The organism is Bordetella genomosp. 12 (assembly GCF_002261355.1).
In the GTDB taxonomy this organism is placed as follows: Bacteria; Pseudomonadota; Gammaproteobacteria; order Burkholderiales; family Burkholderiaceae_B; genus Bordetella.
Map to the genome: position 1 here is coordinate 1,807,264 of NZ_NEVU01000003.1, position 11,835 is coordinate 1,819,098.

General features: G+C 67.2%; 11 protein-coding genes. 4 read left to right on the top strand and 7 right to left on the bottom strand.

The window, feature by feature from the left end; all coding sequences use genetic code 11:
• Positions 1-21: 21 nt before the first annotated feature.
• The 4 genes from rfbC to rfbB are packed head-to-tail and all read right to left on the bottom strand — an operon-like array spanning position 22 to position 3,423.
• The gene (rfbC, locus tag CAL22_RS20480) at positions 22-594 is read right to left on the bottom strand and encodes a dTDP-4-dehydrorhamnose 3,5-epimerase (protein WP_094816380.1); all 573 of its coding nucleotides are present in this window, start codon (positions 592-594) and stop codon (positions 22-24) included.
• A complete protein-coding gene (gene rfbA / locus CAL22_RS20485) occupies positions 591-1,472 on the bottom strand; it encodes a glucose-1-phosphate thymidylyltransferase RfbA (RefSeq protein WP_094816382.1) in 882 nt (293 codons plus the stop codon). The genes rfbC and rfbA overlap by 4 nt, the downstream gene beginning before the upstream one ends.
• Complete coding sequence (gene rfbD / locus CAL22_RS20490; protein WP_094816384.1) at positions 1,469-2,368, bottom strand: dTDP-4-dehydrorhamnose reductase; 900 nt, start codon at positions 2,366-2,368, stop codon at positions 1,469-1,471. Before rfbD ends, rfbA begins: the two co-directional genes overlap by 4 nt.
• A complete protein-coding gene (rfbB, locus tag CAL22_RS20495) occupies positions 2,365-3,423 on the bottom strand; it encodes a dTDP-glucose 4,6-dehydratase (RefSeq protein ID WP_244193954.1) in 1,059 nt (352 codons plus the stop codon). Before rfbB ends, rfbD begins: the two co-directional genes overlap by 4 nt.
• Before the next feature lie 132 nt (positions 3,424-3,555).
• Between rfbB and CAL22_RS20500 the strand changes: the two genes are divergently transcribed.
• The 4 genes from CAL22_RS20500 (at position 3,556) to CAL22_RS20515 (ending at position 7,855) form a co-directional block, all read left to right on the top strand.
• Entirely contained in the window at positions 3,556-4,896 is a 1,341-nt protein-coding gene (locus CAL22_RS20500; RefSeq protein WP_244193955.1) for an O-antigen ligase family protein, read from the top strand.
• A gap of 66 nt (positions 4,897-4,962) precedes the next feature.
• Positions 4,963-5,532, top strand: a complete 570-nt coding sequence (locus CAL22_RS20505; RefSeq protein WP_094816390.1) for an SRPBCC family protein — start codon at positions 4,963-4,965, stop codon at positions 5,530-5,532.
• Between the two features lie 30 nt (positions 5,533-5,562).
• On the top strand, positions 5,563-6,972 hold the full coding sequence (locus tag CAL22_RS20510) for an MFS transporter (RefSeq protein WP_094816392.1): 1,410 nt from the start codon (positions 5,563-5,565) through the stop codon (positions 6,970-6,972).
• 10 nt (positions 6,973-6,982) lie between these two features.
• Positions 6,983-7,855, top strand: a complete 873-nt coding sequence (locus CAL22_RS20515) for a DMT family transporter (protein WP_094816394.1) — start codon at positions 6,983-6,985, stop codon at positions 7,853-7,855.
• A 6-nt stretch (positions 7,856-7,861) separates the two neighbouring features.
• Here the strand turns inward: CAL22_RS20515 and clsB are convergent, their stop codons facing one another.
• The 3 genes from clsB to aspS all read right to left on the bottom strand — a co-directional run bounded on the left by clsB (position 7,862) and on the right by aspS (position 11,834).
• Entirely contained in the window at positions 7,862-9,073 is a 1,212-nt protein-coding gene (gene clsB, locus CAL22_RS20520; RefSeq protein ID WP_094816396.1) for a cardiolipin synthase ClsB, read from the bottom strand.
• Positions 9,070-9,930 (bottom strand): endonuclease/exonuclease/phosphatase family protein, encoded by an 861-nt coding sequence (locus CAL22_RS20525; protein ID WP_094816398.1) that lies wholly within the window; start codon positions 9,928-9,930, stop codon positions 9,070-9,072. Before CAL22_RS20525 ends, clsB begins: the two co-directional genes overlap by 4 nt.
• Positions 9,931-10,043: 113 nt before the next feature.
• Positions 10,044-11,834 (bottom strand): aspartate--tRNA ligase, encoded by a 1,791-nt coding sequence (gene aspS, locus CAL22_RS20530; RefSeq protein WP_094816400.1) that lies wholly within the window; start codon positions 11,832-11,834, stop codon positions 10,044-10,046.
• Position 11,835: the final 1 nt, after the last annotated feature.

An 11,835-nucleotide genomic window follows, 5' to 3' on the forward strand; every position in this document is an offset into this window, starting at 1 on the left:
ATCAATTAGCCAAGCGGCTGGTCAGACAGGCAGTTGCCCGGTCCGCCGCGCCTCCTCCAGGCTGACCGCCTGCCGGTCGCGCGCCGACATCAAAGCGGGGGCCTGAGGCCAGCGGATGCCGAGGGCGGGATCATCCCAGCGCAAGGCGCGCTCATGCGCCGCCGAGTAATACGCCGTGACCTTGTAGACCACCTCAGAGCCCTGGGCCAAGGCCAGAAAGCCATGCGCGAACCCCGCCGGCACCCACAGGCTGCGACGATTGCCGGCCGACAGCGTCTCCCCGACCCACTGGCCGAAGGTCGGCGACCCGGGCCGGATATCGACGGCGACATCGAACACTTCGCCGGCCACCACGCTCACCAGCTTGCCCTGGGCATGCGGCGCCAATTGGTAATGCAAGCCGCGCAACACGCCGCGCTCCGAGCAGGAGTGGTTCTCCTGCACGAAGGGCCCGGGCGCGGGCTGGCCGTGGGCACGCAGGCCCGCCTCGAAGACATCCTGGCGAAACCGCTCGGCAAACCAGCCTCTGCCATCGCTGAGCACCTGCGGCGCGATCACCAGCACGCCGGGCAAGGCGGTCGCATGGATGTTCATGGCCGCCCCTCCTGCAGCACCCGCAACAGGTATTGGCCGTAGCCGTTGGCACCGATGCGGCGCGCCTGCGCCGCGAGCTGGTCGGCATCGATCCAGCCAGCCTGGTAGGCGATTTCCTCCAGGCAGGCGATCTTCAGACCCTGGCGCTGCTCGATGGTGTTCACGAAATGGCCGGCCTCCATCAACGCCTCGTGCGTGCCGGTGTCCAGCCAGGCGAAGCCGCGGCCCAGCAGCTCGACGCGCAGGTCGCCGCGCGCCAGATAACACTGATTGATGTCGGTGATTTCCAGTTCGCCACGCGCCGACGGCTGGAGCCCGCGCGCCATCGCGATGACGTCATTGTCATAGAAATACAGACCCGTCACCGCGAAGTTCGAGCGCGGCTGAGCGGGCTTCTCTTCGATGCTGACGGCTCGTTGCTGCGCATCGAAGGCCACCACGCCGTAGCGTTGCGGATCCCGCACCTGATAGCCGAACACCGTCGCCCCTTGCGCCCGGGCGGCGGCCGCCTGCAGCAAGGGCGTGAAATGGTGGCCATAGAAAATGTTGTCGCCCAGGATGAGGCAGACCGGATCCTGGCCAATGAAGTGCTCGCCGATCAAAAATGCCTGGGCCAGCCCCTCGGGCGCGGTCTGCGTGGCGTAGCTCAGGCTCAGGCCGAAGGCCGATCCGTCGCCCAGCAGCCGCTGAAAGCCGGCCAGATCGGCCGGCGTGGTGATGAGCAGGATGTCGCGGATCCCGGCCAGCATCAATACCGACAGCGGGTAATACACCATGGGTTTGTCGTAGACCGGCAGCAATTGCTTGGACAGGCCCAGCGTGGCCGGGTACAGCCGGCTGCCGGTGCCGCCGGCCAGGACGATGCCTTTGTGGATCATGCCTCGTGCCTCCAGGGACTGGCGCGCCAATCCGCCAACAACCGGTCCACGCCCTCACGCCAGTCCGGCAGGCGCAGGCCGAACGTCGCCTGCAGCCGGCTGCAATCCAGGCGCGAGTTCAGCGGCCGGGCCGCGGGCTGAGGATAGTCCGCAGTGCTGATCGCCTGCACGGCCGGCACGCGCACGGCCCAGCCCAGGCGCCGTGCCTGCTCGATGACGTATTGCGCATAAGCATGGCGCGAGACGGCGCCGGCGGCGGCCAGGTGGTATAGCCCGCCGACCGCGGGCCGGGCCAGCGCCTGGCGCAAGGCCAGTGCCGTCACGTCGGCGACCAGATCCGCGCTCGTCGGCGCCCCGATCTGATCATCGACCATGCGCATGCGCGCCGCGCTGGCCGCCAGCCGCAACACGCTGCGCGGAAAGTTCTCACCGTGCAGGCCATAGACCCAGGAGGTGCGCAGCACCAGATGGTGCGCGCCGCTTGCATGCACGGCCTGATCGCCGGCCAGCTTGCTGCGGCCATAGGCATTGAGCGGCGCGGCGGGGCTGTCCTCGGCGCGCTCGCCCTGCCCCGCGCCGTCATAGACGTAGTCGCTGGAGTAATGCACCAGCCACCCTCGACTGGCGCGCATGTGCCGCGCCAGCAGCTCGGGTGCCTCGGCGTTGACGCGCATGGCCTGCTGCGGCTGGGTCTCGGCCAGGTCCACGGCGGTGAACGCCGCCGCATTGACCAGGATGTCCGGAGCGGCCTGGCGCACGAGGCGCTGTAGGCCATCGAGATCGGCCAGGTCCAGGCCGCCATCGCGCCCCAGCGCCTGCACCTGCCCCAATGGCGCAAGCGCCCGTCTGAGCGCGCGGCCCACCTGCCCGTCCTTGCCCAGCAGCAGAATCTTCATGATCCGTCCGCGCTCATCCAGCGCGCCCGATAGGCCCCGCTTTCGATGTCCTCGACCCATTCGGGATGGTCGAGATACCAGGCCACTGTCTTGGCCAGCCCGCTGCGGAAATCCTCGCGCGGCGTCCAGCCGAGTTCGGCGGCCGCTTTGCCGCTATCGAGCGCGTAACGCCGGTCGTGCCCGGGCCGATCGGCCACATGGGCGATGAGATCACGGTAATGACCCTCGGCGGGCGGACGCCACGTTTGCAGGAGGTCGCACAATTGCTGCACCACCTCCAGATTGCGCAGCTCACAGGAGCCGCCGATGTTGTAGGCCTGCCCTGGCCGGCCGTGATGCAGCACCGCGCACAAGGCACGCGCATGGTCTTCCACGTAGAGCCAATCGCGCACCTGATCGCCAGCGCCGTAGATGGTCAGCGGCCAGCCCCGCAGGGCCGACAGCAGCATGAGCGGGATCAGCTTCTCCGGAAACTGGCAGGGTCCGTAGTTGTTCGAAGCGTGGGTGACCAGCACCGGCAGCCCATAGGTACGCTGCCAGGCGCGCGCCAGATGGTCGGCGCCGGCTTTGCTGGCGGCATAGGGGGAGCTAGGCGCGTAGGGGCTGGTCTCGATGAAGCGTCCGGCCCGGTCTCCCAGGTCGCCATAGACTTCGTCGGTCGATACCTGCAGAAAACGGAATGCCTCCCGCGCCGGCGCCGGCAACTGGGCCCAATACGCACGGGCCGTCTCCAGCAGCACATAGCTGCCGACCAGATTGGTCTGGATGCATTCGCCCGGACCGTCGATGGAGCGGTCGACGTGCGACTCGGCCGCCAGATGGATGACGGCATCGGGGCGATGCCGCTCGAAGACCGCCTGCAAGGCCGCACGATCGCAGATATCCACCCGCTCGAAGGCATGGCGGGGATGCGAGGCGCACTCTTGCAAAGACGCGAGATTGCCGGCGTAGCTGAGCTTGTCGACGTTGACCACGCTGTCCTGCGTGTCGCGGACGAGGTGCCTGACCAGGGCCGAACCGATGAAACCGGCACCGCCGGTAATCAGGATTTTCATGAAGGCATGTACTGCAAGACCGCGGCCGGGCCGGCCGCAGGCCCCCATTGTAGCCAGTGCCTTGCCGGGCGCGGCGGCCGCCCGGCAACCCTGAACCGGACGAAGCCCCGAAATAGATAACAGAAATTTGCAATGCAATTCCCTATAATCCGCCCGCGCCGCGCAAGCGGCCGCACCCTTTCCCTGCCTGACCCGTCCGCCCGGGCGCACACGATCTCGATGCTCAACCGTTTGTTTTCCTGGCTGCTGGTCGCTTCCATCACCGCCATGCCCACGCTGTTACTGACCACCTCCGGTGGCGGCAGCGCGGCCTTCTATCTCGCCATTCTGCTCTGCCTGGCCGTGCTGGCCAGCGCCGGCCGACCGCCCGATCTGCGCGACTACCGCCACCTCATGCTGGCCGCCGGCGCTCCGCTGGCGGTGATGTTGTTCAGCAGCGCCCTGCACGCCAGCTGGAGCAACGCCACGCTGGAACGCGGCCTGCGGCTGGCGCTGGGACTGCCCCTGTTGCTGGCGGCCGTGCATGCCGTGGGCGCGGACCGCCTGAAGCAAGCCCTCTGGGGCATCCTGGCGGCGGGCTGGGCCGGCACCGCCACCCTCATCACGCTGGTGCACGGCAATCTGGCCCGCCGGCCGCTGACCGATCAGTACAACGCGGTCGGGTACGGCAACCTCCTGCTGCTGTTCGCCGTTCTGTCCCTGTTCTCCTTGAGCTGGCGGCTCACGCGTTACGTCCGGCTGGAGAACGCCTTCAAGCTGCTGACGCTGCTGACCGCCTTCACAGGCTTCATCCTGACCCAGACGCGCAGCGGCTGGGTCGCGCTGCCGGTGTTCGTCGTGCTGGCCCTGGTCGTCTATGCCCGCATCCGCCACCCGCTGCGCCTGGCGGCCGCGGCGCTGGGCATTCTGGCCGTGCTGATGGCGCTGGGCTCGCTCAACGCCTCGCTGCGCGAGCGCGTCGACCAGGGTGTGATGCAATTCCGCGAATGCCAGACTGCCCCCCTGAGCAACACCTCGATCTGTATACGCCTGCAGCTCTGGCGCGCGGCCTGGACGATGATGCAGGACAACCCCCTCAAGGGCGCGGGTCCTGCGGGCTTCGCCCCGCAACTGCCCGAACTGGCCGCCCGCGACGTGGTCTCGCCTCACGTCGCGCGCGAATTCGGCGAACCGCACAACGACCTTCTCGATGCCCTGGCGCTCTACGGCATCCCCGGCGGCCTCGCCCTCCTGCTGCTCTACGCCGTGCCCGCAGCGCTGTTTACGCGCCGCCTGGCCTACCGTCTGCCGCAATCCCGGCGCGCGGCGGCAGCCATGGGCCTGGCCGTCTGCCTGGGCTTTGCCCTTTTCGGCCTGACCGAGCTGATGTTCCGGGGCATGCGCACCGTCGGCTTCTACGCCCTGCTGGTCGCGCTGTTCGCCGTGCTCTCCGAGCCCGGGCATGGCGCCGGGCGGCGATTGAGCGCACAATAAGTCCAAAGACCCGGCCACGGAAGCCGGGCTCGTAAGCTGGGATCGCAACACAGCTAGGAGACAGCCATGCGCATAGCCGATGCTCAATGGGTTCCCTCCACGCCGCACCAAACCTGGGATGCGCTGTTCGATCCCGCGGTTTTGCAGCGGTGCCTGCCGGGATGCATCCGCGTCAACCGCCTGACCGACACCGAGTACACGATCACCGTGCGCGCCAAGGTCGGCGGCATGGACGCCGAATACGAAGGCGAGATCCTCGTTTCGGACCTCAAACCGCCGGAAAGTTGTTCGCTGGCCTTCGACGGCAAGGGGGCCGCGGCCGGGCTGGCCATCGGTACCGCCCAGGTGAGCCTAAGCCCCAAAGACCACGGCACCCGCATTTCCTACACCGTGGCGGCGATGGCCGGCGGCAAGCTCGCCGCCCTGGGCGAGCCCGCCATCCTCAAAGCCGGCGGCAAGATCATCGACAAGTTCTTCGATGCCTTCGGCAGCCATGTGGCCGCCCAGCCCCGCCAGGCGCCCCCGCCACCGCCCCCGGCGCCGGAGCCGCGCGGCCTGGTGGCCTCGCGCTGGTCCTGGGTCATGGCGCTAGCGGTGGTGGTGATGCTCGTGGGTTATCACACCCTGTTCAAATAAGCCGTCCGTGCCGGTGATATTCTTGCCGGCATGACTGCTCCTGCAACCGAATCAGAAACTTCTCCGCACTCCCGTCGCGACCTGCTCATGGCCATGGCGGGGGTGTCAGCCACCGTCGTTCTGGTGGCCTTCGACTCCACCATCGTCAGCACGACGCTGCCCCGGGTCGCCGAGGCCCTCAACGGCATGGCGCTGTATGCCTGGGTGGGCACAGGCTATCTGCTGGCCACCGCCGCCTCCATCCTCATCTTCGGCCGCCTGGGCGATATGTTCGGACGCAAACCGCTGATGCTGGTGTCCGTCTCGCTGGTGGCGTTGGGTTCCATCGCCTGCGGGCTGTCGCAGAGCATGACGCAGTTGATCGCCTTCCGCACCCTGCAGGGGGTGGGCGGGGGGATGATGATCGCCACGGCCTTTGCCGCCCCGGCCGATCTGTTTCCCGATGCCCGCGAGCGGGTGCGCTGGATGGCCCTGGTCTCGGCGGCGTTCGCCATGGCCAGCGGCATCGGGCCGGTGCTGGGCGGCGCGGCCACGCAGGCGCTGGGCTGGCGCGCCGCGTTTTTCATCGCCCCCATCGCCGCGGTGGTGGCCCTGTTCCTGCTGGCGCGCTATTTTCCGCGCATCGCCCCGGCCCACGCCAAGGCGGGGCGGATCGACTGGCTGGGCGGGCTGCTGCTCATCATCCTGGTCGCCGCGCCCCTGGCGGCCATGGAGCTGGCCTTTGCCCCGGGCGACAGCGCCCGGCCGGCTTTGGCCGCCGGCCTGGCCATCGCGGCGGTGGCCGCCGGCTGCTGCCTCATTCCTCACCAACGGCGCGTGGCCTCGCCGATCTTCCCCTTGCGCATTCTCTCCGGCCCGGAGCCGCGCCTGCTCAACCTCGCCGCGGTGGCCGTTGGCGCGACCATGTTCATCCTGGTGTTCTACAGCCCCTTGCTGCTGCAGCAAGTGCTGCACTACAGCCCCAGCGAAGCCGGCCTGCTGCTCACGCCGCTGGTGGCCGCCATTTCTCTGGGCAGCATCATCAATGGCCGCTTGTTTCCCAAGCAGGCCGAGCCGCAGCGCCTGATGGTCTTCGGCGGTCTCTTGCTCGCGGCCGGCTCGGCCATGGTGCTGGCCACCGGAGAAGGCACGTCGACCTGGTGGATCGTCGCGGCATTCGCCGTCAACGGCACCGCCCTGGGCTTTTTGCTGCCCAATCTGACGCTGTTCATGCAGATGCTGAGCGAACGGCGCGACGTGGGCGTGGCCTCGGCCCTGGTCCAGACCACCCGCGCGGTGGGCAGCGCGGCGGGTACGGCGCTGGTGGGAATCGCGATCTCGCATACGTCGGTGCTCATCGGGGTCCGCATCGGCCTGACGCTGTGTCTGGCACTGTCGCTGCTGACCGCGGTCATCGCCCAACGCATCAAAATGAAAAACGTCATCACCCGCCGCGCCTGATCGGACCACCATGCAACGTCGCGAACTTCTGGAATTGATTGCGCTGGCTGCCGTCTGGGGCGGCTCCTTTCTATTCATGCGGCTGGCGGTGCCGGAGTTCGGCCCCGCGGCGCTGATCGAGCTGCGCGTCGGCCTGGGCGCGCTGGTGCTGCTGCCCCTGGCCATCCTGCGCGGCCGCCTGGGCATCATGGCGCGCCACTGGAAGGCCATCTTCGTGGTGGGGATGTTCAACGCCGCCCTGCCCTTTCTGCTCTATGCCTACGCCTCCCTCTCGCTGGGCGCGGGCTTTCTGTCGGTCGCCAACGCCGTCACGCCGGTCTGGGGCGCGGTCATCGGCTGGGTGTGGCTGCGCGATCGGCTGCCGGCCATGCGTGTGCTGGGCCTGGCGATCGGCTTTCTCGGCATCGTGGTGCTGGTGTGGGACAAGCTGCAGTTCCAGCAAGGCGGCACCGGGCCGGCCGTGCTGGCCGCGATCGCCGCGCCCCTGTTCTACGGCATCGCCGCCAACTGGACCAAACGCTTTCTGAGCGGCGTGGACGCGCTGGCCAATGCCACCGGCAGCATGCTCAGCGCCACCTTGGTCTTGCTGCCGCTGGCCATCGCGCATTGGCCCGAACAGGCCGTATCGTCGCAAGCGTGGATCGCCACGGTCTTGCTCGCGGTGCTGTGCACGGGCGTGGCCTATGTGATCTTCTTCCGTCTGATCCTGGTATTGGGCCCGACGGCGGCGGTCAGCGTCACTTTTCTCGTACCGGTGTTCGGGGTGTTCTGGGGCGTGACGCTGCTCGGAGAAGACCTCACGCCCCGCATGATCACCGGGGCGGGCATCATCCTGGCGGGTACCGCCCTGGCCCTGGGCCTGCTCCCGCCCAAGAAGCGCTGAGCGCGCTCAGAACTTGTCGGCGCGCCCCGTCAGGGCCACGCCGACGCGCAGCGCCGTATACGCCAGGACGTCCACCGCGCGCCACATCCAGCTGCGCCGCTGGTAATCCAGGGGGCGGATAAGCTGGCCGCCATCGGCGATGGCGCGCTCCAGCCGCGCTTGCAGATCCCGGGCAAAGGCGGGGTCATCCACCACGATATTGGCCTCCCGCGCCAACAGCAGGCTGAAGGGATCCAGGTTCGACGACCCCACCGTGGCGATGTCGTCTATCACCGCCACCTTGGCGTGCAGATAAGCCGGCATGTACTCGTAGATTTCGATGCCGTCGCGCAGCAACTGATCGTAAAGCGAACGCGTGGCGAAATACTGCAGATAGTATTCGGGCCGGCCCTGCAGCAGCAGGCGCACCCGCACGCCCCGGGCGGCGGCCTGGGCCAGCGTGCGCCGAAACTGCCGGCCCGGAAAGAAATACGCATTGGCGATCAGGACCTCGCGCCCGGCATGCTCGATGCCGTTGAGGTAAGCCCGCTCAAACGTCTGCCGGAAACGCAGGTTGTCGCGCAGCACCAAGGCGGCGCGCAGGCTGCCGCAAGCGCGGCCGTGCTGCGGCTGCGGCCGGCGCAGGCGCAACCGGCGCCAATCCGAAGGATGGCGCCGCAAGCGCGCCCAGCTCAGCCTGACCCACAACAGATCCTGGGCATAGATGATTTGCGGCACCAGCGGCCCTTCGATGCGCACGGCAAAGTCAAAGCGCGGGCCCGGAATATCGTCGGTCGGATCGAGGTCGTCATAGTCATCGACGATGTTGATGCCCCCGACGAAAGCCATGGCCGCGTCGATGACGGTGACTTTGCGATGCAGGCGGCGCAAGCGATTGCGCGAGAACGCCAAGCGCCCCAGCCAGCGGGGTTCGGGGCGGAACACGCGGCAGTGCCCGCCGGCGGCATGGATGCGCTGCACCACTTCCGGCACGGTCGCCGCGCTGCCGAAACCGTCGAGCACCACCCGCACTTTGACGCCGCGCTGCGCGGCGCGCTCCAGGCAGTCGAGCACCTGCCGGCCGGTGCGGTCCAGAATGAAGATATAGGTTTCCAGATGCACGCTCACGCTGGCCTGATCAATGGCCGCGCACAGCGCCGGGAAGAAATCCGCGCCGTTCTGCAGGAGATCGATCGCATTGCCGTCCGTCCAGGACAGACGGGCAGTGTCGGCCCTCACGGCAACTCGAGCTCCGTGAGCAAAGGCGCGTGATCGGACAGCCGTGCCCATTGACGCCCTCGCAAGACCCGGGCGCTGCGCACCGCAAAGCCGCGCTGGTAGATGCGATCGAGGCGGAACCACGGGAACAGCGCCGGAAACGTACGGGGCGGCGGCAAGGGGCAATAGGCGCCGCCCATGCCCAATTGGTTGCTGCGCTCGATGACGGCGCTATTGCCCGGCACGCCGCGCAACACGTCGCTTAGCCGGCGCATGGAGTCACGCAGGCGAGGCAGCTCGCCCCCCGAGCTGCGCGGCGCATGCGAGAACACTTCATACAAGCCCAGTTGCTGCACGAACTGCGGGGCCAGTTTGTCGCCCCAGTCATTGAAGTCGCCCGCGATGAGCAAGGGCGCATTGTCGGGCACTTCGGCGCGGATGCGCTCGATCAGTGCCTGGATCTGGCGCTGACGGCTGCTCGCGAACAGCCCCAGATGCACCACCAGACAATGCACTTCGGTGCCGCCCACATCGATCCGGGCGTGCAGCAGACCGCGCTGCTCCAGCTTGTGATCGGAGATGTCCTGGTTGAAATGATCGAGAATCTGAAACCGCGACAGCAGCGCATTGCCGTGATCGGTCGCATCGCGCACGGCATTGCGGCCGTAGGCGACATTCAGGTGCAGCGCCGCGCCCAGCGATTCATGCTGGGCATGCAGTATGGAGGAGGTTTCGTTGCGCCCCTGAACCTCCTGGAGGAACACCAGGTCAGGACGCAGGCCGTACAGGCCCAGGCGCAGGTCATGCAATGACTCATGGCGCCCAAGGGCAGAACGCCCCTTGTGGATGTTGTAGCTGACGACTCGAATAAGCGACATGAACCGTATGGCGCCTCATCTGGTCAGGAGTCTCGGCAAGCACGGCCCGGACCCTCCTGAGGCCTCGGGCCGGCGCGGCACCGCATCACGCGGCACCGCACCCTGAGCTTACTTCATTTCACTTCGGTGTTGCGCAGGCGGATGTGCAGCTCGCGCAATTGCTTGTCATCGACCGACGAAGGCGCTTGCGTGAGCAGGCACTGCGCACGCTGCGTCTTCGGGAAAGCGATGACGTCGCGGATGGATTCCGCGCCCGTCATCATCGTGACGATGCGGTCCAGACCGAAGGCGATGCCGCCGTGCGGGGGCGCGCCGTACTGCAGCGCGTCGAGCAGGAAGCCGAACTTCTCGCGGGCTTCCTCGGCGCCGATCTTCAGCGCGCGGAAGACCTTGCTCTGCACTTCCTCGCGATGGATACGCACCGAACCGCCGCCAATTTCCCAGCCGTTGAGCACCATGTCGTAGGCCTTCGCAAACGCCTTGCCCGGATCGGTTTGCAGGAAGTCCTCGTGGCCGTCCTTCGGGCTGGTGAAGGGGTGATGCGCGGCAGTGTAGCGGCCCTCTTCTTCGTCGTACTCGAACATGGGGAAGTCCACCACCCACAGCGGACGCCAGCCGCCGGTGAACAGGCCCGTCTTCTTGCCGAACTCGCTGTGGCCGATCTTCACGCGCAGCGCGCCGATGGCATCGTTGACCACCTTGGCGCGGTCGGCGCCGAAGAAGATGATGTCGCCGTCTTGCGCGCCGCTGCGCTTGACCAGTTCGGCCAGGGCGGCGTCGTGCAGGTTCTTGACGATGGGCGACTGCAGGCCCTCACGGCCTTTGCCCGTTTCGTTGACCTTGATGTAGGCCAGGCCTTTGGCGCCATAGATGCCGACGAACTGGGTATAGGCGTCGATCTCGCTACGCGAGAGTTCCGCGCCACCCGGCACGCGCAGCGCCACGACGCGGCTGCCCGCGGTGGTGGCGGCCGAAGCGAAGACCTTGAAATCCACATCGCGCATGATGTCGGTCACGTCCGTGAACTCCAGGTTCACGCGCAGATCCGGCTTGTCCGAACCGTAGCGGGCCATCGCTTCGGTCCAGGTCATCATGGGGAAAGACTCGGGCAGATCGACGTTCTGAACCACCTTGAAGACGTGGCGGATCATGCTTTCAAAGATGGCGCGGATCTCGGTTTCGCTCAGGAACGAGGTTTCGCAATCGATCTGCGTGAACTCCGGCTGGCGGTCAGCGCGCAGATCTTCGTCGCGGAAGCATTTGGTGATCTGGTAGTAGCGGTCAAAGCCCGAGACCATCAGCATCTGCTTGAACAGCTGCGGCGATTGCGGCAGGGCGAAGAAATGACCGGCGTTCACGCGCGAGGGCACGAGATAGTCGCGCGCGCCTTCGGGCGTGCTCTTGGTCAGCATCGGCGTTTCGATATCGATGAAGCCGAGCTGGTCGAGGAACTTGCGCACTTCGATGGACACCCGGTAGCGCAGCATGAGGTTGCGCTGCATCTGCGGACGGCGCAGGTCCAGCACGCGGTGCGTCAGCCGGGTGGTTTCCGAGAGATTGTCGTCGTCGAGCTGGAAAGGCGGCGTCACCGAGGCGTTCAGGATCTCGACTTCGCGGCACAGCACTTCGATCTCGCCCGAGGCCAGCTCGGCGTTGGTCGTGCCTTCGGGACGCTCGCGCACCAGGCCGGTCACGCGCACGCAGAACTCATTGCGCAGACGCTCGGCGGTGCCGAACGCTTGCGCGTTGTCCGGATCGAACACGATCTGGGCCAGGCCGGCGCGATCGCGCAAATCGATAAAGATCACCCCGCCGTGGTCGCGGCGGCGGTTCACCCAGCCGTACAGGGTGACAGTCTGGCCGAGATGGTCACGGCAAACCTGGCCGGTATAGCAGGTACGCATG